This is a genomic window from Salinimicrobium tongyeongense (genome assembly GCF_026109735.1).
GTDB classification, from domain to species: Bacteria; Bacteroidota; Bacteroidia; order Flavobacteriales; family Flavobacteriaceae; genus Salinimicrobium; species Salinimicrobium tongyeongense.
The window spans coordinates 1,051,515-1,070,893 of sequence record NZ_CP069620.1 but is presented as its reverse complement, the minus strand read 5'-3'; the positions used below and the strand labels follow the sequence as shown (position 1 = coordinate 1,070,893).

Annotated in this window: 19 protein-coding genes; 17 read left to right on the top strand and 2 right to left on the bottom strand. The window is 44.8% G+C overall.

Annotation, left to right across the window (positions count from 1 at the left end):
• Window positions 1–29 precede the first annotated feature (29 nt).
• Complete coding sequence (locus JRG66_RS04655) at window positions 30–662, bottom strand: porin family protein (protein ID WP_265164600.1); 633 nt, start codon at window positions 660–662, stop codon at window positions 30–32.
• Between the two features lie 1,087 nt (window positions 663–1,749).
• Between JRG66_RS04655 and JRG66_RS04650 the strand changes: the two genes are divergently transcribed.
• From JRG66_RS04650 to JRG66_RS04585, 14 genes are all read left to right on the top strand, one after another.
• Window positions 1,750–3,054 (top strand): O-acetylhomoserine aminocarboxypropyltransferase/cysteine synthase family protein, encoded by a 1,305-nt coding sequence (locus JRG66_RS04650; RefSeq protein ID WP_265164599.1) that lies wholly within the window; start codon window positions 1,750–1,752, stop codon window positions 3,052–3,054.
• Between the two features lie 54 nt (window positions 3,055–3,108).
• Complete coding sequence (locus tag JRG66_RS04645) at window positions 3,109–4,122, top strand: alpha/beta fold hydrolase (protein ID WP_265164598.1); 1,014 nt, start codon at window positions 3,109–3,111, stop codon at window positions 4,120–4,122.
• A complete protein-coding gene (locus JRG66_RS04640) occupies window positions 4,085–5,155 on the top strand; it encodes a homoserine dehydrogenase family protein (RefSeq protein WP_265164597.1) in 1,071 nt (356 codons plus the stop codon). The genes JRG66_RS04645 and JRG66_RS04640 overlap by 38 nt, the downstream gene beginning before the upstream one ends.
• A 10-nt stretch (window positions 5,156–5,165) precedes the next feature.
• Complete coding sequence (locus JRG66_RS04635) at window positions 5,166–6,335, top strand: trans-sulfuration enzyme family protein (protein WP_265164595.1); 1,170 nt, start codon at window positions 5,166–5,168, stop codon at window positions 6,333–6,335.
• An 81-nt stretch (window positions 6,336–6,416) separates the two neighbouring features.
• Window positions 6,417–6,830 (top strand): RrF2 family transcriptional regulator, encoded by a 414-nt coding sequence (locus JRG66_RS04630; RefSeq protein WP_265165406.1) that lies wholly within the window; start codon window positions 6,417–6,419, stop codon window positions 6,828–6,830.
• 121 nt (window positions 6,831–6,951) lie between these two features.
• Window positions 6,952–7,203: a DUF2061 domain-containing protein gene (locus JRG66_RS04625; RefSeq protein WP_265164594.1), complete on the top strand. Its 252-nt coding sequence runs from the start codon at window positions 6,952–6,954 to the stop codon at window positions 7,201–7,203.
• Window positions 7,204–7,205: 2 nt separating this feature from the next.
• Window positions 7,206–7,835, top strand: a complete 630-nt coding sequence (locus tag JRG66_RS04620) for a phosphoadenosine phosphosulfate reductase domain-containing protein (RefSeq protein ID WP_265164593.1) — start codon at window positions 7,206–7,208, stop codon at window positions 7,833–7,835.
• Window positions 7,836–7,866: 31 nt separating this feature from the next.
• Window positions 7,867–9,960, top strand: coding sequence for a ferredoxin-like domain-containing protein (locus tag JRG66_RS04615; protein WP_265164592.1), 2,094 nt, complete (start codon window positions 7,867–7,869; stop codon window positions 9,958–9,960).
• Window positions 9,953–10,738, top strand: a complete 786-nt coding sequence (gene cobA, locus JRG66_RS04610; protein WP_265164591.1) for a uroporphyrinogen-III C-methyltransferase — start codon at window positions 9,953–9,955, stop codon at window positions 10,736–10,738. Before JRG66_RS04615 ends, cobA begins: the two co-directional genes overlap by 8 nt.
• Before the next feature lie 11 nt (window positions 10,739–10,749).
• On the top strand, window positions 10,750–11,343 hold the full coding sequence (locus tag JRG66_RS04605) for a precorrin-2 dehydrogenase/sirohydrochlorin ferrochelatase family protein (protein WP_265164590.1): 594 nt from the start codon (window positions 10,750–10,752) through the stop codon (window positions 11,341–11,343).
• Window positions 11,336–12,397: an NAD(P)/FAD-dependent oxidoreductase gene (locus tag JRG66_RS04600; RefSeq protein WP_265164589.1), complete on the top strand. Its 1,062-nt coding sequence runs from the start codon at window positions 11,336–11,338 to the stop codon at window positions 12,395–12,397. Before JRG66_RS04605 ends, JRG66_RS04600 begins: the two co-directional genes overlap by 8 nt.
• Before the next feature lie 148 nt (window positions 12,398–12,545).
• Window positions 12,546–12,971 carry an OsmC family protein gene (locus JRG66_RS04595; protein WP_265164587.1) on the top strand — a complete coding sequence of 142 codons (426 nt, stop codon included), beginning with the start codon at window positions 12,546–12,548 and terminating at the stop codon, window positions 12,969–12,971.
• 14 nt (window positions 12,972–12,985) lie between these two features.
• Window positions 12,986–14,074: an acyloxyacyl hydrolase gene (locus JRG66_RS04590; RefSeq protein WP_265164586.1), complete on the top strand. Its 1,089-nt coding sequence runs from the start codon at window positions 12,986–12,988 to the stop codon at window positions 14,072–14,074.
• The gene (locus JRG66_RS04585) at window positions 14,071–14,841 is read left to right on the top strand and encodes a head GIN domain-containing protein (protein ID WP_265164584.1); all 771 of its coding nucleotides are present in this window, start codon (window positions 14,071–14,073) and stop codon (window positions 14,839–14,841) included. The genes JRG66_RS04590 and JRG66_RS04585 overlap by 4 nt, the downstream gene beginning before the upstream one ends.
• 513 nt (window positions 14,842–15,354) lie before the next feature.
• Here JRG66_RS04585 and gldA read toward each other — a convergent pair.
• Window positions 15,355–16,254, bottom strand: a complete 900-nt coding sequence (gldA, locus tag JRG66_RS04580; protein ID WP_265164582.1) for a gliding motility-associated ABC transporter ATP-binding subunit GldA — start codon at window positions 16,252–16,254, stop codon at window positions 15,355–15,357.
• Between the two features lie 304 nt (window positions 16,255–16,558).
• On the opposite strand from gldA, the gene JRG66_RS04575 reads away from it, so the two are divergent.
• From JRG66_RS04575 to JRG66_RS04565, 3 genes are read left to right on the top strand one after another with little or no spacing between them, the layout of a single operon-like run.
• Window positions 16,559–17,386, top strand: a complete 828-nt coding sequence (locus tag JRG66_RS04575; RefSeq protein ID WP_265164581.1) for a prephenate dehydratase — start codon at window positions 16,559–16,561, stop codon at window positions 17,384–17,386.
• Window positions 17,383–18,531, top strand: a complete 1,149-nt coding sequence (locus JRG66_RS04570; protein ID WP_265164580.1) for a pyridoxal phosphate-dependent aminotransferase — start codon at window positions 17,383–17,385, stop codon at window positions 18,529–18,531. Before JRG66_RS04575 ends, JRG66_RS04570 begins: the two co-directional genes overlap by 4 nt.
• A complete protein-coding gene (locus JRG66_RS04565) occupies window positions 18,528–19,376 on the top strand; it encodes a prephenate dehydrogenase (protein WP_265164579.1) in 849 nt (282 codons plus the stop codon). The genes JRG66_RS04570 and JRG66_RS04565 overlap by 4 nt, the downstream gene beginning before the upstream one ends.
• Window positions 19,377–19,379 lie beyond the last annotated feature (3 nt).

Here is a 19,379-nt window from a genome sequence, read left to right as displayed (position 1 = left end):
TTTTTTAAGCTGGTTAGTTTGAAATAAACCTAGAACTGCTCTACAGTATCTTCGGCTTCATTTTTTGAAAGGAAGATCTGTACCCCCAGGTTAATGCCAAGGGAGTGGGTGTAGTTGTCGTTACCACCACCGGCAAGGCCGCTGTACTTCAGGCTTGCATCGAGCGCCACATTTTCGTTGAGGAACAGGGAGTAACCCGGGCCAAACCCAAAGGCAAAGCCGTTTGTGGTATCCCCGTCTTCAATGTTGCTTCCGGCCAGCCCAGCGTTGGTTTCAATGAAGAACTGCCCTGCAGGCACCTCGTCGCCAAGCTCAATGTCTTCGGGGGTTAAATAGTACCGGCTAAACGCCTGAATTCCGTAGATGAACATGTTGCTGGTCTCGTCATCATCTCCCGCCGGATTGTAGTAACCCAAATTGAGGATTCCACCCAGCACAAAATCGTCATTTATAAAATACCCCATTTTTGGGCTCAAGCCTATGTTGTAACCCGAATCTTCTTCGAGCCCAAGGTTAAACCCGAACAGGCCATTAGTGGCGGTAGTGGTGACGCCGCTACCCAAATCGGCCCCCAGCATGATGTTTCCTTCCTGCAATTGTGCGTGGGAGGTAGCTGTAAATCCAAAGATCATAAGGCTAGCTAACAGTAATACTCTTTTCATAACTTTCATTTTTAAAGATTTAAACGTTTTCTCCCTTTTTCAGGGAAATCAAATTCGGTACGAAGGTAGACAGGCACTGAGTTCTGGCGGAATTTTTAATACATTTTAATAGCAAATTCACGTGAGTTTGTGAAACCGGCACGGGGTTCTCTTAAAATTTGTAAAAAAATAAACACCTTTTAGAGGAGTCGGGCGGGGAAGGGAGGAGATAAGCCTTCAGGAGCTGGAAAAATTCAGTATAAATACCTGGGTGGTGCATTTTCTATTAAAAAGCAGAAAGAAAAATAATTTTATGTGGCTTAAGCTGCTGTATTTACTATGGTTTGCCCGGCATTTTGAAAGGTTTAAATTACAGGAGGGCAAAAAAAATGAAAATTTATTTTGGAGAAATGAATTTTCTGTCGTTAACTTTGTGACAGAACAAAACGAGAAATGAACCAGGTAATTTGTAATATGATGTGCATGATGTGGAAACCTTCCGCAGCGCGTCCTATTGCATGATCCTGAAAAGATAAAATTTGCAAGAAGCCGCTGCCACCGCAGCGGCTTTTTTGTTGCAGTAAAAATTAAAAAGCTGAGGTGCCAAAAATGGCATTTTTGACACCTCTTTCAGAATTGAGTTTGATAGATAAAAAAAGAAAAATGTATAAAGCAGTAGCCATGATAATGTGTTGTATGATGATGTGCATGATGTGCGCCCCACCAGCTATTGCCAAAAAATGAGGATCTAAGTTAGTTATATATTGAGTACTAAAAATCCCTTTGGCAAGCCAGCCAAAGGGATTTTTTTTAACAATCCGCCCCGTCCTGCGGGCACCCCTCCGAAGAAAGGGAAATTTAGAAGGAAGATTTGAGTAGACAGCAGGCAGAAGCAAACAATGAACAATTATCAAACAACAATGAGTAGAAAACAATAACAGGGGAAAACCGAATGAGATCTCTCGTCGCATCTCCTTTCTCCGAAAGAAAATGCGCTGTCGAGATTACAAAAAAAGAGAACCGGGAACCGACAATTGCAACAATAAATGACAAACCGATTAACAATTAACAATTAACTACTATTCCTTAAACCTTAAACATTGAACCCATGAGTACAGTACAAAAATTTTCGACCAACGCCCTGCATGCAGGACATGACGTAACAGCAAATGGAGGCACAAGAGCAGTTCCCATTTACCAAACTACTTCTTATGTGTTTAAAGATTCAGACCACGCTGCGAATCTTTTCTCCCTGGCAGAACCCGGATTCATCTATACCCGGTTGAACAACCCTACAAACGATGTACTGGAACAAAGACTGGCAGCCCTCGAAGGTGGGATTGCGGCTGTGGTAACAGCATCGGGAACTGCAGCTATCAGCACCACCCTGCTCACATTGCTTAAAGCCGGAGATCATATTGTAGCTTCCAGCAGCCTTTATGGAGGCACCTATAACCTCTTAAGTGTCACCCTGCCAAGGCTGGGGATCACCACTACTTTTGTAGATCCACAGGACGCACAAAACTTTGCCGATGCAGTTAAAGAGAACACCCGTGCGGTATTTGCCGAGTCGCTGGGAAACCCGAAACTGGACGTGCTTGACCTCGACGCCATTTCTAAAGTAGCCAAAGCGCATAAAGTGCCATTTATTGTTGATAATACGGTAGCGACTTCAGCACTCGTAAAGCCTATTGAACACGGGGCCGACCTTGTAATTCATTCCCTTACCAAATACATTGGCGGTAACGGAACTTCTTTGGGTGGAGTCATCATAGATGCCGGAAAATTCGACTGGGCCAACGGCAAGTTCCCTGAGTTCACCGAACCTTCTCCCGGGTACCACGGCCTGGTTTACCACGAGGCTTTAAAAGAAGCGGCCTTTATAGCAAAAGTAAGGATTGAAGGCTTGCGGGATCTTGGTGCCGCGCTGAGTCCGTTTAATGCTTTTCAAATTATTCAGGGACTGGAAACTTTAGAGATCAGGATCAAAAAGCACAGCGAGAATGCTCTGGCTCTGGCAAAATGGCTTCAGCAAAAAGAGGAAGTGAGCTGGGTGAACTATCCGGGGCTGGAAACGAGCGAATACTATGAACTGGCTCAAAAATACCTTCCAAAAGGGCAAAGCGGCCTTATCACTTTTGGCGTAAAGGGCGGGTATGAAGCCGCAAAGGTACTGGTTGATGAGACCAAACTTTTCTCCCTGCTGGCCAATATTGGTGACACCAAATCCCTGATCATTCACCCGGCGAGTACCACTCACCAGCAACTCAATGATGAGCAGCAGGAATCTACCGGCGTAACCAAAGATCTTGTAAGACTGTCTGTAGGCCTTGAAGATCTCGAAGATATCAAAGCCGATTTAGAACAGGCACTGGCTGCGGCTGTTTCAAAGAAGAATGTGAAATCTGTTTAAACCCAAACTGGGAACAGCCGGAAAACCTCCTCTGTTCCAGGCAAACGATTATTTATGTTACAGGAGATCATATTTCCACATTTTCAAAATTCAGCCGGCAGCTTTCAGGAAATACGGGTGTTTTATCGCATTTTTGGAAGGGAAACTGGCACGGCACCGGTGGTGCTGGTAAATCATGCCCTCACCGGCAATGCCGATGTTTCGGGAGAGACAGGGTGGTGGAAGGAGCTTATTGGCCCCGAAAAGTGCGTTGACACCAATAAATTCACGGTCCTGGCGATCAATGTGCCCGGCAATGGCGCAGGTGGGGAAAAAAGGCAGCTGTTGCACAACTACAGCGAGTTTAACCTCGATGATGTGGCCCGCCTATTTTCGCTGGTGCTTGAAAAGTTGAATATTGATAAACTTTTTGCGGCCATAGGCGGGTCTATAGGCGGAGCCCTGGTTTGGCACCTGGCAGCTCTTAAACCAAACCTTATCGAGAACCTTGTGCCTATCGCGACCGACCTCAAAGCGACCGACTGGGTGCTGGGGCAGTGCAAGGTGCAGGACCAGATCCTTAACAATTCGGCAGATCCCATTCACGATGCGCGAATGCATGCCATGACCTTTTACAGGACCCCGGCCTCTTTTTCTGAAAAATTCCGAAGAAAAAAGAATGAGGAAAACGCCCAGTTTGAAGTTGCCAACTGGTTGAGCCATCACGGCAGGAAGCTGGAGGAACGCTATGAACTTGCATCATACAAGCTCATGAACCACCTGCTCACCACAATAGATATTTCGGGAGGCAGGGAAAAACCTTCAGCCGCCGCAAAAACCATCAGCGGGAATATCCATTTGGTTGGGATAGATTCCGACTTGTTTTTTCTTCCGCAGGAAGTAAGGGAAACTTACAGGGAGCTTTCCGAAGAGAAAAAAAATATACAGTATCACGAGATCAAATCAATTCACGGGCACGATGCTTTTCTTATTGAATACGAGCAACTGTCACAAATTCTAACCCCCATTTTTAAACAAAATGTCACTCATAATGAAGAAAATAAATATAGTCCTGTTTGGAACCGGTAACGTAGGGAGTAAACTGGTAGCACAATTGCTGGAGGCCCGCGAATCGCTGCGCCAGAAAGAAGGAGTAGAGCTCAACCTTCCGGTAATTGCCAATTCTACCAGGGCATATTTTCAAAATGAGAATCAGCAGCCCTCCTGGGAAGCCGATCTCAACACTCTGGGCTTTGCGTACAAACTTGATGATATTTTGGAATACGTGAAAAAGCAGGGCTATGAAAACCTCATTGCCGTAGATGCAACGGCCAGTGAAGATTTTGTAGACAAATATTTTGAGCTCATTGAGGCCGGTTTTCACATAGTTGCGGCCAATAAAGTGGCAAATACCCGCTCTTCAGAATTTTATGCGGGGCTGCGGAAAAAATTGCAGGAGCACAACAGGCATTTCTTTTATGAGACCAACGTGGGTGCAGGTTTGCCAGTTGTGGAAACGCTGCGCAACTTTCACAGGTCAAACGAGCGGGTGACAAAGGTAAGAGGTGTATTTTCGGGTTCTCTCAGCTACATTTTCAATACCTATTGTGATGAGGATAAAGCTTTTTCTGAAGTTCTTGCCGAAGCCGGAGAGAAAGGCTTTACCGAACCCGATCCGCGGGTTGACCTTTCGGGGAAAGACGTGGCCAGGAAATTACTCATTCTGGGCAGGGAGCTGGGGCTGGAGAAAGAATTTGAAGAAATTGACATTCAAGACCTGGTGCCGGTGCATCTTAACGGGCAGTCTACTTTACAGGAATTTCAGAAAAACAAGAAAGACCTCGATCCGGTTTTTCTCAACCTGAAGAAGGAACTTGGGCAGGACGAAGTGATTCGGCACGTGGGAGAGCTGAATGTTGCCCTGGGAACGCTTGAAGTGAAGCTGGTAAAAGAGAAGAAATTTTCAGCTTTTGGGGCACTTAAACATGCCGATTCTTCTTTTGAGATCTACGCCGAATCGTATGGAGAACGGCCGCTGGTGATACAGGGAGCCGGTGCCGGGGCAGCAGTAACGGCCAGGGGAGTGGTCTCGGATATTCTTCAATTAGCAGAAAAATTATAAAAACAAGGCTATGTCACAGATAGAAACACAGGCAGTTCGTACCCAACTGGAGCGCACACAGTACCAGGAGCATTCGTCTCCGCTTTTTCTCACCTCAAGTTATGTTTTTGGAGATGCCGAAGAAATGAGGGCTGCTTTTGCTGAAGAAAAGGAACGAAATATATACAGCAGGTTTAGCAACCCCAATACTTCAGAATTTGCTGAAAAAGTGGCACTTTTGGAAGGTGCAGAGGCAGGTTTCGCTTTTGCCTCGGGCATGTCGGCTGTGTATTCCACACTGGCCAGTCTTCTAAACAGCGGCGATCACATTGTATCATCAAGATCTGTTTTTGGATCAACCCACAGCCTTTTTACTAAGTATTTTCCGAAGTGGAACATTTCGCACAGCTACTTTAATGTTCACGAAGAGGAGAAAATCGAAAGCCTCATAAAGCCGGAAACGAAGATTTTGTTTGCCGAATCTCCTACAAATCCGGGGGTGGATATTCTGGATCTGGAAAACCTGGGAAGAATAGCCAAAAAGCACAACCTGCTGCTTATTATAGACAACTGTTTTGCCACGCCTTACCTGCAGAACCCGATTAAATTTGGTGTCGACCTGGTGATACATTCGGCCACCAAATTAATGGACGGGCAGGGCCGGGTGCTTGGCGGCGTGACTGTTGGCCGCGCAGACCTGATAAGGGAAATTTACCTGTTCTCACGTAATACTGGTCCGGCTTTATCCCCGTTCAATGCCTGGATCCTGTCAAAAAGCCTGGAGACGCTGCCGGTAAGGCTTGACAGGCATTGTGAGAACGCCCTGAAAATAGCTGAACTTTTGGAAAAGGAAGAAAATGCCGAAAATGTGAAATATCCCTTTTTGAAATCCCATCCTAAATATGAGGTGGCAAAGAAACAAATGAAGCTGGGCGGCAATATCATTTCGTTTGAAATAAAGGGAGGATTGGAAGCAGGGAGGAAATTCATAGACAACTTACAACTCTGCTCCAGGTCCGCCAACCTGGGAGACACCAGGACCATCGTCACCCATCCGGCGTCAACCACGCATGGCAGGCTTTCAGAAGAAGACAAACTGGAAGCCGGGATTACTCCCGGCCTGGTGAGGATTTCGGTAGGACTTGAGCACTGGCAGGATATTTATGCCGATTTACAAAATGCTTTAAACCTGAAAAAATAAAAGGAAATGGGAGTAATTCAGCAGAAACGGGAGAGGAGGATTTCGCAGCATAGAAAGAAGATAAATAATTATCTTCGCCTTATGCTTTCAAAAAAGACAAAATACGGGATAAAAGCCCTTACCTACATTGCGAGGCAGCCGGCAAAGAAACCTGTGCAAACTTCAGAGATCGCCGAAAGTGAGAATATCTCCCATAAATTTTTGGAAAGTATTCTGGTTCAACTGCGCAAAGCAGGATTTTTGGGTGCCAAAAAGGGCAAGGGAGGAGGATATTATCTCATCAAAAACCCGGCTGAGATCCCAATGACGGCCGTGATAAGGATCCTGGAAGGGCCTATAGCCATGGTGCCCTGTGTGAGCCTTAACTACTATGAGAAATGCGATGACTGCAAGGATGAGGTGACCTGCTCTGTGCACCAGCTTATGATACAGGTGCGGGACAGTACTTTGAAGGTGCTGGGCAATAATACCCTAGCCGATATCACAAAACAATAACAGGCACGCAGTTAATTAAAATGTAAATAATCGGTCACAACAGCCGATTTAGGAAAATATTTTATTTTCTTTGTCTAATAACCTACTATTCCGATAGGGTAATAGGATTAAAATAAGGATTATGATATTAGATCGGGTATTCTCCAGGAGAAGTGAAAAGAAAGAAAAGGCTTCAGAAAAGCCGGTACGGAGCATTGCTAAAGCAATAAGCTGGAGAATTATAGGAACCCTGGATACCATACTTGTATCCTGGTTCTTAACCGGGGAAATTAAGACGGCACTGGCAATAGGAACGGTAGAAGTGATCACTAAGATGCTGCTCTACTTTGGACACGAAAGAATATGGAACAAGATCAATTTTGGAAAGGGATAAATATGAAAAAGTTTACACAAGAAGAGCTTGAAAATTTTAACAGGCACTTACAGGGGATTCCGCCCGCAGAAGTAATTCAATGGGTGATCGATAATTGCCACCGTCCGGTGGTCACTACCAACTTCAGGCCTTATGAAGCAGCTATACTTCACGCCTGTGTAGATATCCTGCCCACTATAAAAGTGATTTGGTGTGATACCGGCTATAATACGCCCCAAACCTACAGGCATGCCAAAGAAGTTATAGACAAGCTGAACCTCAATGTGAAGTTGTATATGCCTCTTCAAACAGCTGCCTATAGAGATGCCATTTTTGAGGGCATACCCCAGGTAGATGATCCCAACCATGCCGAGTTTACCCGGCAGGTAAAACTCGAGCCTTTTCAACGCGCCATGCAGGAGCATGAGCCCGATGTTTGGTTTACCAATTTGCGGAAAGGACAAACTGCTTTTCGGGATAGTATTGGCATTTTGAGTTACAGCAAAGACGGAATATTAAAAGTGAGTCCTTTCTACCACTGGAGTGACGAAAAGCTGGACAAATATCTTGTTGAAAATAACCTCCCCAACGAATTCAGATATTTTGATCCCACCAAGGCGTTAAGCAACCGGGAATGTGGTTTACACACCTGATTACCTGATATAAATCTTAAAGAGAAAAGAAATGCAAAGTTTTAGAACCGAAATAGAGAACCCCATTGTACAACAGGACATAATTGACCTTGAAAAAAAGATCAGGTTGTTCAGGGAAGGAAAGGCAGATGAAGAAAAGTTCAGGAGTCTCAGGCTAGCCCGCGGGGTTTACGGGCAACGCCAGGCAGGTGTTCAAATGGTACGTATAAAATTGCCTTTTGGGAAGGTTACCTCTCAGCAGTTACACCGGATAGCCGATGTTTCCGATGAATATTCTACCGGAAGATTGCATATCACCACCCGGCAGGATATACAGATACATCATGTAAGCCTGGATAGGACTCCCGAGTTGTGGGCGCAGCTGGAAAAAGATGATATCACTCTTCGCGAAGCCTGTGGGAATACGGTGCGTAACATCACGGCCTCACCAACAGCAGGAATTGATGTGAAGGAACCATTTGATGTTTCACCCTATGCGCATGCCGCTTTCCAGTTTTTTCTGCGGAATCCCATCTGCCAGGAAATGGGTAGGAAATTCAAGATCTCCTTTTCGGCTTCAGAAGAAGATACGGCGCTGAGTTATATCCACGACCTCGGATTTATCGCCAAAATAAAAGACGGGAAACGCGGATTCAAGGTTATGCTCGGCGGCGGACTCGGTTCCCAGCCGCGACACGCCGATGAACTCTTCGACTTTTTGGAGGCAGAGAAAATTATTCCGCTTATAGAAGGAGTATTGAGAGTGTTTGATCGTCACGGGGAGCGTGCAAAAAGGATGAAAGCCAGAATGAAATATCTTATTAAAGATATAGGGAAAGAAGCTTTTATGGAGCTGGTGGAAGAGCAGCAAACTGCTCTTTCAAAGGAAGCTGTGCACTTTGATCTCGAAGCTTTTAAAGAGGAGCCAGACCTTCCAAAAGTGGAAATTCCGGAAGTAATTATTGAGGATCGAAAAGCCTATGAGGAGTGGAGAAACACCAATGTAGCTGCCCAAAAACAGCAAGGTTTGTTTGCTGTTGGCGTGAGAGTGCCGCTGGGAGATTTCTATACCGGGGCAGCAAGAAAACTGGCCGATCTTATTAGCGATTATGCAGGCAATGAACTTAGATTTACGCTAAGGCAGGATATTTTGATACGTCACGTACGGGAAGACTTGCTGCCGTTCTTTTATACTCGTTTAAAAGAATTAGGTCTGGCAGAAGCCGGATATAATAAAACCGTTGATATCACCGCCTGCCCCGGAACAGATACCTGTAACCTCGGCATTGCCAGTAGTACGGGGATTGCCGATGTACTGGAAGATGTTCTGAAAGAAGAATATCCGCAGTTTGTGAATGGCCGTGATATTACCATTAAAATAAGTGGATGTATGAATGCCTGTGGCCAGCACAACATGGCCGAGATAGGTTTTCAGGGAATGTCGATAAAAGTGGGTAAAACAGTAGCCCCGGCCCTGCAGGTATTGCTCGGCGGTGGCACCCTTGGAGACGGCGAAGGCAGGTTTGCAGATAAAGTGATAAAAGTGCCCAGCAAACGCGGACCGCAGGCACTGAGATTGCTGCTGAATGATTTTGAGAAAAATTCTGCAAGAGATGAAAAGTTTGTGAGTTACTACGACCGGCAGGGGAAAACCTATTTCTATGACCTGCTCAAGGATCTTTCAGATACCAGCACAACTACTTCTGAAGATCTTGTCGATTGGGGCCACACGCAACCATACATCAAGGCGGTGGGAGTAGGCGAATGTGCGGGAGTGGTCATTGACCTTATCGCTACCCTGTTGTTTGAAAGCGATGAGAAAATACAGAATGCACAAACTGCCCTTGAGAGAAAAGTATGGTCAGACAGTATTTACCATTCCTATTCTTCACTGGTGAATTCGGCCAAGGCTTTGTTGTTGTCTGAAAATGTTGCTACCAATACCCAGGCGGGGATCATAGCCCAATTTGATGAACTTTTCGTGGAGCCGGGAAAAATAGAATTATCCACTTCTTTTAAAGACTTTGTTTATCAAATGAATGAACATGAACCCACAGAAGAATTTGCAAAAAAATATTTAGAGGACGCGCAGCTATTCCTTAAGCGGGTAGATGCTTATAGAACAAAGGAGGTGCAAAATGTATAATGAACCAAAATTAAGCGTAGTAGGTGCTGGTCCGGGAGACCCCGAATTGATCACCATTAAAGCTGTGAATACTTTGAAAGCAGCCAATGTGGTATTATACGATGCCCTTATCAACAGAGAATTACTGGATTATGCACCCCAGGCAGAACATATTTTTGTAGGGAAGCGTAAAGGCAGTCACTACTATTCCCAGGATGAAATTAATGATCTGATCGTGAAATATGCCCGGGAACGCGGCCATGTGGTACGATTAAAAGGTGGCGATCCTTTTATCTTTGGGCGTGGTTCTGAAGAAATTGATTATGCCAGGAGCCGTGGGCTTGAGACCGCCGTGGTTTCGGGAGTGACTTCTTCTATTGCTGTGCCGGCAGCTTCGGGCATTCCCCTTACAAAAAGGGGAGTTTCTGAAAGTTTTTGGGTGATTACGGGAACTACTACTCAGCGAAAACTTTCAGAAGATGTCCGGCTTGCGGCTCAATCAACCGCTACCGTTGTCATCCTGATGGGAATGGGGAAACTGCACGAGATCGTGGATATCTTCAGTCACTTCGGAAGAGAAGATACACCCGTGGCGATCATTCAAAATGGAACTACCGTGAATGAGAAGTCCGGCTTTGGCCGCATCCGGGATATCGAAAAAGTGGTTTTAAAAAAGAAACTCTCCTCTCCGGCGATTATCGTCATTGGAGATGTAGTAAACGAAAGGCCAAAATTACAGGCTCTTTTTGAAAGTGTGATCAAAGAGAATGAATATCTAAATTCCCCAATTCGGAGCTAGGGGTGTGGATTATGGAAGAAAGAAACGAATTGTACCCTGTTTTCCTAAAGGTAAATAAGCTCAATATCCTCATTGTTGGCGGCGGAAATGTAGGGCATGAAAAATTGCATTTTCTGCTGAAGTCCAGCCCGAATGCGAATGTGGAGGTGGTGGCAAAGGAGTTCCTTCCGGAAACTGAAGCTTTGGCCAAAAAACATGATTTGAAGATCACCAAAAGCAGGTACAAAAAAAGTCAGCTGAAAAAGCGGCATGTGGTTATTGCTGCCACCAATGACGAAAAGCTGAACAGGCGCATCTATACCCACGCGAAAAAGAGGTTTTTACTGGCCAATATAGCAGATACTCCCGATTTATGTGATTTCTATATGGGCGGGATCGTCAATAAAGGTCATGTAAAGATCGCTATTTCAACGAATGGCAAATCACCTACCACAGCCAAGCGACTACGGCAGTTTTTTGAAGAGGTGATCCCCGATAACATCAACCAGATGGTTGAAAACCTCAATGAGTACCGCTCGACCATCAAAGGAGATTTTGATGAGAAAGTGAACCAGATGAACAAAATAACCGAATCCTTAAAAGCAAAAAAAGTAAGTAATGATTAAAACAGACATCCTCATCATAGGTGCCGGACCCACCGGATTGTTCACGGTATTTGAAGCCGGACTTTTAAAGCTAAAAACACATTTAATAGATGCTTTGCCGCAGCCCGGCGGCCAGTGTTCAGAAATTTATCCCAAAAAGCCCATTTATGACATTCCTGCTTTTCCTGAAATTCTTGCCGGCGATCTGGTGAACAATCTCATGGAACAGATCAGGCCTTTTAATCCCGGCTTCACCCTGGGCGAACGGGCCGAAACCATCGAAAAGCTGGAGGATGAAACTTTTGTGGTGACCACAAATAAAGGTACTCAGCATAACGCGCCGGTGGTCGCGATAGCTGGCGGATTGGGATCTTTCGAGCCACGCAAACCGCCCATTCCAAATATTTCTGATTTTGAGGATAATGGCGTGGCTTATTTTATAAAAGACCCCGAAGTGTACCGCGACAAAAGAGTAGTTATCGCCGGGGGAGGAGATTCGGCATTAGACTGGGCAATTTTCCTGGCCGATGTCGCTGCTGAAGTTGCCCTGGTTCACAGGAGGAATGAATTCAGGGGCGCACTTGATTCGGTAGAACGTCTTTCTGAACTTGCCAAACTGGGTAAAGTAGAGCTTATCACAAATGCCGAAGTAGTGGGGCTAAAAGGAGAAGAGCGTCTGGAGCAGGTGGTCATTCGGCACAACGATACTGCCCGTGGGGAGGAACTGAAATCTACAGATCATTTCATCCCGCTATTCGGACTTTCTCCAAAGCTGGGACCTATGGCGAATTGGGGGCTGGAAATTGAAAAAAATGCCATTAAGGTCGATAATTCGTATGATTACCAGACCAACATTCCTGGGATCTATGCTATTGGAGATGTCAACACCTATAAAGGAAAGCTAAAGCTGATCCTCTCCGGATTTCATGAAGCCGCCATCATGTGCCAGAGTGCCTATCAGCGAATCCACCCTAACAAAAAGTACGTTCTAAAATATACTACTGTTGGCGGGGTAGAAGGATTTGACGGTACCAAAAAAGAAGCCAAGCGGGAAGTGGTACAGAGTATTGGATAAATCTATTCTAATTTACTTCCATGTTGTATTTCATTTTACTCCCTTCCCCTTGGGAAGGGTGGGGGATGGGATGAAGGGCCGGGGATGGGGATAAAGGGATGGGATTAGGGAAAAGTTTTTTCCTAACTTTGCATAAATTCCACGATAAATGAAGATCCATCTTAAGAGACTTAACGAAAACTACCATTTTGAAACCAGAAATGAGCGTGGAGATGTAGTGCATCTCGACAACAAGAGCGAACCCAGCCCGCAGGGAGCAAGCCCCATGGAGCTACTGCTTATGGGTATTGCCGGTTGCAGCAGTATTGATATTGTAATGATCCTCAAAAAACAGCAACTGGAGATGACTAATCTCGAGATGGATGTAGAAGGATTCAGAGTGGATGGTGCAATTCCAAACGTCTTTAAAAGAATCCACTTAAAGATATTTATAGATGGGGATATTCCCGAAAATAAAGCTAAAAGGGCAGTAGATCTTTCTCTCGAAAAATACTGTTCGGTAGCAAAAATGCTGGAAAAAACAGCCGAGATCTCTTCAGAAATCATCCTCAACGGTTCGCCGGTAAATCAGTAAGTCCGGCACCTTCCATGCGAAAATTGCTGCTGCTCATTTTGTTGTTTTCTTCGGAAGTTTTTTCACAGGAGAAAGATTTTTCCGTAGAAGCGAATTATTTCTACGGAAGTATTTGGGAGCACAACCGCAATATTTCTCATTTGATCACCGAACATCCTCACGGAGTGCTGTTGCATTTTAACCGGAAAACCTACGGAGATCAGGCCTGGGAACGCCGCTATAACTATCCCAATGTGGGTTTTTCCCTCTCTTACCAGGATCTCAAAAATGAGCATTTGGGAGAGAATTTCGGCGCCTACGCCCACCTGGGCTTTTATTTTCTGAAGCGGCACCTTTTGCTAAAAGTGGGTCAGGGGCTGGCAGTTACTACCAATCCGTACCATCCCGATAAAAATTACCAGAACAATGCTTATGGCTCCCGGCTTCTTAGCTCCACTATTTTTACCGGAAACCTGCAGTTCGAAAATATCATTGGCGGCCTGGGGTTCCAAACCGGCCTTTCGCTGATCCATTATTCCAACGCCGATTTTATATCGCCCAACAGCTCTACAAATACCCTGGCTCTAAGTGCCGGGTTAAATTACGACTTCAACCATGAGGTTCAAAGAGAGTTCATACCTAAAGATCCAAAAATGCCATTTTCGGCACCTTTTCGGTACAACCTTGTATTACGTGGCGGGGTGAATACTACCGGGGTCATTGGTTCAGAATCTTATCCATTTTTAACGCTTTCGGCTTATGCAGATAAAGCTTTAAACCATAAAAGTACCCTGCAGGCGGGTGCCGAATTATTCCTTTCACGTGCTATGGAGGAGTATATTTACTATTATTCGGTCGCTTTTCCACTGGTGGGTACTACGGGTGATGAAGATGCAAAGCGCGTAGGAGTATTTGCCGGCCATCAACTCACTTTTCGAAAGCTTTCCCTAATTACTCATCTTGGATATTACATTTACTATCCTTATGATAAGTATGTAGACAGGGTGTACAACAGGGTAGGTTTGCAAAGGGAGATCTGGAACGACTTTTTTGGTTCTGTAACGGTACGTTCTCACGGGGCAAATGCCGAAGCTGTGGAATTTTCAATAGGATACCGCTTATGAAACAGCTGCTGAAAAAATCTCTTCTGAATTTGCCATTTTTGGGCCTGATACTTTTTATGGCTTGTAATACTGAAGATGCTCCCGATTGTTTTCAAACCGCCGGAAGCATGATCGAAAAAGAGTTGCAGGTAGGCCCTTTTGAAGAGCTCATGGTTTATGAAAATATTGAGCTTTTTATTGAACAGGGAGAAGACCATAAAGTAATAGTAAAAACAGGTGAAAACCTGATGAACGAAATTTCTGCTGAAGTAATCGACGGCCGACTTATTCTCCGGAATGGCAACAGCTGTAACTTTGTGCGGGATTATAAACTCACTTCCATTTATGTGACGGTACCCAACCTTACATGGTTACAAAATGCAGGAAACCGGGTGGTAAAAAGTGTGGGAGAATTGCATTTCCCAGACATCTGGCTGCGCAGCCTGAACCAGGAAGATTCAAATGAAGTATATACCGTAGGGGATTTTGACCTGCATCTGGTGTCAGATTATGTGCGGGTAACGGGAGATGATTTTTCGAACTTTTTCCTTCAGGGGGAAACAAATTATTTGGATCTCTATATCGCCAACGGCGATGGCAGGGTTGAGGCACAGGAACTGACTGCCGGCACTGTTGAAATTCAGCATCGGGGAACCAATAAGTTGTTTGTAAATCCGCAGCAGGTGTTGAGAGGAGAAATAAGAAGTACGGGGGATGTGATTTCTGTTAACCGCCCGCCGGTGGTGGAGGTGGAGACCTTTTATTCGGGGAAGTTGATATTCGAATGAAAAGAGGTTCTTCGGCACAGATCACAGATCCGCGCTAACAGGTGAAGATGGCGCAGATTTACAATCCGCGACAAATACTTGAAATTGTTTGAAGGTTTTCGTATTCAAACCTAACAGGTTTCTAAAACCTGTTAGGTTTAGTTGCTGGAAATCAGCACGGATCACAGATCCGCGTTATCTGTTTCCGTTTCTCCTTGTTGCGGTTTTGATTAGTTGGCGCGGATTTGAAATCCGTGCCGGGTTATCATCAAACCTGCAGGGTCTTTTTCTGACCTTGTAGGTTTTGGTTGTTATTTAAAATTCCACAGAAATTAATTGCCCCGACTTTTAAGTCGGGGATAATAAAGAGGATCTTCACCCAGGGCTTTAGCCCAATTCTAAATTCCGAAATGGCAGGAATTTGCAGATCGTTTCGTAATATCATCGGTCTGCCAGGTCTTTTTTACCTTTAGGTTGATCAAAAAATATAGACCTGCAAGGTTTTCAAAACCTTGCAGGTCGGGTAGAAAAACCCTACTTCTTCAGCGTTAGCTCTGAAAATAAATTCTCCAGGTTCTTATTCTTCCGGTTGAGCTGTAAGGTCTTCAATCCATTGTCATGTGCAAAATCAAAAACGGTAGGGCGCATGTCTTTTTCAGTGTCAAAATAGAGTTCATAAACGAATCCGCCGGTGTTCCTGAGGTCCATAAGGTGAGGCAGGCGATTGAGGGCAACTTCTTCAATTCGGTAATCAAACTCCACTTCAATGATCTGCATCTGCTCATCGCGCAGCTCCTCCAACCTTTTATCGGCAACAATTTTTCCGTGGTTGATGATGATCACCCGCTCACACAAAGCTTCTACTTCCCGCATAATGTGGGTGGAGAGAAAGATGGTTTTTTCCTTTCCAATTGTTTTGATCAATTCCCTGATCTCTACCAGCTGGTTGGGATCGAGGCCTGTGGTGGGTTCATCGAGGATGAGCACATCGGGGTTGTGCAGAAGTGCATTAGCCAGGCCTACTCTCTGCCGGTAACCTTTAGAGAGCTGCTCGATCTTTTTATTGGCTTCGGGTAGAAGTCCGGTTTGGAGAATAACCTCTTCAATACGGCTTTTTGGTACCTTATATATAAGGGCGTTAAACTCCAGGTATTCCCGCACATACATTTCGGTATAAAGGGAGTTGTGCTCGGGGAGGTATCCGGTGCTTTTTTGTGCCTGCAGCAAATCTTCTTCAAGGGCAAAGCCGTTTACAGTGGCTTCTCCCGAAGAAGGTTGTAAATAACCGGTAAGGATCTTCATAAGTGTAGACTTTCCTGCGCCATTGGGGCCTAAGAACCCCACAATTTCCCCTTTTTGGATGGAAAAGGAAACTTCATCGAGGGCTTTTTGTTCTCCGTAGTACTTAGAGACCTTGTTTACCAGTATTGACATAACAGCTTTTTTTCAAAAGTAAATCATCTTTTTTATAAGGCAGAAAATTATTCAGAAGAATTCAAATGTTGTTAAAATTAGCGAAATCGTTCTCGTTGTTTTTTCAGGAAAAAACATTGTTTTTTGAAAATATATGCTACATTAGCTTTTCACAAAGAGAAAAATGAACAATTTATTTATCTGGAACGCCTGGTATTACTTTTATTTCTATTTCAGAGATAAGATCGGGAGTGCCGTATAATTAACCAATATTATAACTGAAATCCCGATGTAAGCATCGGGATTTTTTTTTGCCAAAAAGTATATGCAGGAAAAAATAGCCATACAGGGAATAAAAGGATCATTTCACCACCAGGTTGCACGGGAATATTTTGGAAAGGAAGTTCCGGTAGACGAATGCCAATCGTTTAGGGAAGTTGTTGACAGCTTATTGACCAACCGTTCTGTAAGCGCAGTCATGGCGATAGAGAATTCTACTGCGGGTACCATTCTCCCCAATTACGCCCTTATTGATGATAATAATCTACAAATTAAGGGTGAGCATTACATTCCTATTTTTATGAACCTCATGGTGCTGCCTGGGCAGAAGATCACCGATATTAAAAAAGTGTGTTCTCACCCAATGGCCCTCCTGCAATGCCAGACCTTCTTTAAAGACCACCCCCACATGGAGCTTATTGAAGATACCGATACAGCCGAGGTGGCCAAGAGAATTAGAGAGCAAAATCTAACGGGAGTTGCAGCTGTGGCCAGTAAAGCCGCTGCAAATATCTATGACCTTGAAATTTTAAAGGAAGGCATACAAACCATGAAAAGCAACTCTACCCGTTTTCTGGTGCTTTCGTCAAAGAACGCAGCTCCCGTGGTTACCGGCGCAAATAAGGCTTCATTAAAATTTGTCCTGGAAAACAAAAGAGGAAGCCTGGTAAGCGTGCTCAATATATTGAGGGATTTTGATCTAGACATGACCAAAATTCAGAGTGTGCCGGTGATTGATGTGCCCTGGAAATACGCATTCTTTATCGATGTGCTTTTCCAGGACGAAGAAGAATTACAAAAAGTATTAAACATACTTTCGGAATTAACCGAAGAATTAAAGGTGTTAGGAATCTATAAAAACGGCTTATTATGATCGCACAGGCCAGTCGACTAAACCACGTTGAAGAATACTACTTCTCAACAAAACTGAAGGAAGTAAGGGCGTTACAGGATTCGGGGAAACCCATTATAAATCTGGGAGTGGGAAGCCCAGATCTACAACCGCCACCGCAGGTGATGACGGCTCTGCACCAGGCGCTGCTCAATCCGTCGGCGCACCAGTACCAGCCGTACCGGGGAACCAATGATTTCAGGAAAGCCATAGCAGAGTTCTACCAGAATTTCTATAGTGTGGCCCTTGACCATGAAACTGAGATCCTTCCTTTAATGGGGAGCAAAGAGGGTATTACCCATATTTCCATGGCGTTTTTAAATGAAGGGGATGAGGTGCTGGTGCCAAACCCGGGCTATCCTACCTATGCTTCGGTTAGCCGGCTTGTTGGAGCGAGCACAGTTCTGTATAACCTCAATGAAGAAACCGGCTGGTTGCCCGATTTTGAAGAGCTTGAAAAAAGGGATTTGAGCAAGGTAAAACTGATGTGGGTAAATTATCCTAACATGCCCACCGGGGCAGTAGCTAAAAAAGAGCTTTTTGAGCAACTCTACAGGTTTGGAAAAAAGCACAGCATACTTGTTGTGAACGATAACCCCTACAGCTTTATCCTCAATGAAGAACCTCAAAGTATCCTTAAGTATTGTGAGGACATGGATGGAGTACTCGAGCTAAATTCCCTAAGCAAGAGCTTCAATATGTCGGGCTGGCGCATCGGGATGTTGTGCGGCAGTGAAAAACATATCAACACGGTACTCAAAGTAAAAACGAATATGGACAGTGGCATGTTCTTTCCCCTGCAGGCAGGAGCGGCAATGGCACTGCGGCTTTCCCCGGAATGGTTCAGCGAGCAGAATAAGATCTACCAGCGGAGAAAGGAAGAAATCGTAAAACTTGCTACAGCTTTAAAATGCAGTTTTTCTGAAGATCAGGCCGGGATGTTCCTGTGGTGCAAAGTCCCGCAGGGAAATACTTCAGAAGGATTTGTAGAACATCTGCTGAAGAAATACCACATCTTCGCAGCCCCCGGATTCATTTTTGGAAGTCAGGGAGAAGGCTATATCCGGTTTTCTTTATGCGCTTCGGAAGAAAATATTATAAAAGCCTGTAATAGATTAACGGCATGAAAGTTCATATTATAGGTTTAGGTTTAATTGGTGGCTCGTTTGCACTGGGGCTTAAAAAGGCTTTTCCGGGAGTGGCGGTCACGGGCAGTGACGCCAGTGAGGCGCACCTGTTAAAGGCCCAGGAGCTTAAACTTATTGACGGCCCGGCTACTTTAGAAAAAGCTAGAGAGGCAGAAGTATTAATTATTGCGGTGCCGGTTGACGCTGCCCGAAAAGTGGCTCTTGAGGTTTTGGATGCGGTGGGTCCCAATACGCTTATTTTTGATGCTGGTTCGACCAAGGCAGGTTTGTGTGAAGCAATAGCGGCACATCCCAATAGAAGGAATTTCCTTGCCGCACACCCCATTGCCGGAACCGAATTCTCTGGCCCCGAAGCAGCAATAGAAAACCTTTTTCAAGCCAAGACCAACATCATTTGTGAGGTAGAGAAAACTGCTTTTAAACTTCAGGAAAGGGCGCTGGAGATCTTTCAGAAGTTGGGAATGCGCATCAGGTACATGGATCCTGCGTCGCATGACAGGCACATCGCCTATGTCTCTCACCTTTCTCACATCAGTTCTTTTATGTTGGGAAAAACAGTGCTTCAGAAAGAGCAGAACGAAAAAGACATTTTTGACCTGGCAGGCAGTGGATTTGCTTCTACGGTGCGGCTGGCAAAAAGTTCACCCGCCATGTGGACGCCAATATTTCAGCAAAATAAGAACAATATTCTCGAGACCCTCGAAGAGTACATCAATAATCTTTCAGAATTCAGGGATCTTCTCAAAAATGACAATTTTCAGGAGGTTTTCAGAGAGATGGAAAAGACAAACCACATAAAAACAATTTTGAACGGAATAAACTGATTA

What these genes read in the sequence shown, in the direction of transcription:
- JRG66_RS04640 (WP_265164597.1), top strand. Translation starts at nt 4,085, where the DNA reads ATGAAGAAAATAAATATAGTCCTGTTTGGAACCGGTAACGTAGGGAGT.
- cobA (WP_265164591.1), top strand. Translation starts at nt 9,953, where the DNA reads ATGTATAATGAACCAAAATTAAGCGTAGTAGGTGCTGGTCCGGGAGAC.
- JRG66_RS04655 (WP_265164600.1), bottom strand. Translation starts at nt 662, where the DNA reads ATGAAAAGAGTATTACTGTTAGCTAGCCTTATGATCTTTGGATTTACA.
- JRG66_RS04590 (WP_265164586.1), top strand. Translation starts at nt 12,986, where the DNA reads ATGCGAAAATTGCTGCTGCTCATTTTGTTGTTTTCTTCGGAAGTTTTT.
- JRG66_RS04615 (WP_265164592.1), top strand. Translation starts at nt 7,867, where the DNA reads ATGCAAAGTTTTAGAACCGAAATAGAGAACCCCATTGTACAACAGGAC.
- JRG66_RS04600 (WP_265164589.1), top strand. Translation starts at nt 11,336, where the DNA reads ATGATTAAAACAGACATCCTCATCATAGGTGCCGGACCCACCGGATTG.
- JRG66_RS04650 (WP_265164599.1), top strand. Translation starts at nt 1,750, where the DNA reads ATGAGTACAGTACAAAAATTTTCGACCAACGCCCTGCATGCAGGACAT.
- JRG66_RS04565 (WP_265164579.1), top strand. Translation starts at nt 18,528, where the DNA reads ATGAAAGTTCATATTATAGGTTTAGGTTTAATTGGTGGCTCGTTTGCA.
- JRG66_RS04630 (WP_265165406.1), top strand. Translation starts at nt 6,417, where the DNA reads ATGCTTTCAAAAAAGACAAAATACGGGATAAAAGCCCTTACCTACATT.
- JRG66_RS04635 (WP_265164595.1), top strand. Translation starts at nt 5,166, where the DNA reads ATGTCACAGATAGAAACACAGGCAGTTCGTACCCAACTGGAGCGCACA.
- JRG66_RS04595 (WP_265164587.1), top strand. Translation starts at nt 12,546, where the DNA reads ATGAAGATCCATCTTAAGAGACTTAACGAAAACTACCATTTTGAAACC.
- gldA (WP_265164582.1), bottom strand. Translation starts at nt 16,254, where the DNA reads ATGTCAATACTGGTAAACAAGGTCTCTAAGTACTACGGAGAACAAAAA.
- JRG66_RS04620 (WP_265164593.1), top strand. Translation starts at nt 7,206, where the DNA reads ATGAAAAAGTTTACACAAGAAGAGCTTGAAAATTTTAACAGGCACTTA.
- JRG66_RS04605 (WP_265164590.1), top strand. Translation starts at nt 10,750, where the DNA reads ATGGAAGAAAGAAACGAATTGTACCCTGTTTTCCTAAAGGTAAATAAG.
- JRG66_RS04570 (WP_265164580.1), top strand. Translation starts at nt 17,383, where the DNA reads ATGATCGCACAGGCCAGTCGACTAAACCACGTTGAAGAATACTACTTC.
- JRG66_RS04645 (WP_265164598.1), top strand. Translation starts at nt 3,109, where the DNA reads ATGTTACAGGAGATCATATTTCCACATTTTCAAAATTCAGCCGGCAGC.
- JRG66_RS04625 (WP_265164594.1), top strand. Translation starts at nt 6,952, where the DNA reads ATGATATTAGATCGGGTATTCTCCAGGAGAAGTGAAAAGAAAGAAAAG.
- JRG66_RS04585 (WP_265164584.1), top strand. Translation starts at nt 14,071, where the DNA reads ATGAAACAGCTGCTGAAAAAATCTCTTCTGAATTTGCCATTTTTGGGC.
- JRG66_RS04575 (WP_265164581.1), top strand. Translation starts at nt 16,559, where the DNA reads ATGCAGGAAAAAATAGCCATACAGGGAATAAAAGGATCATTTCACCAC.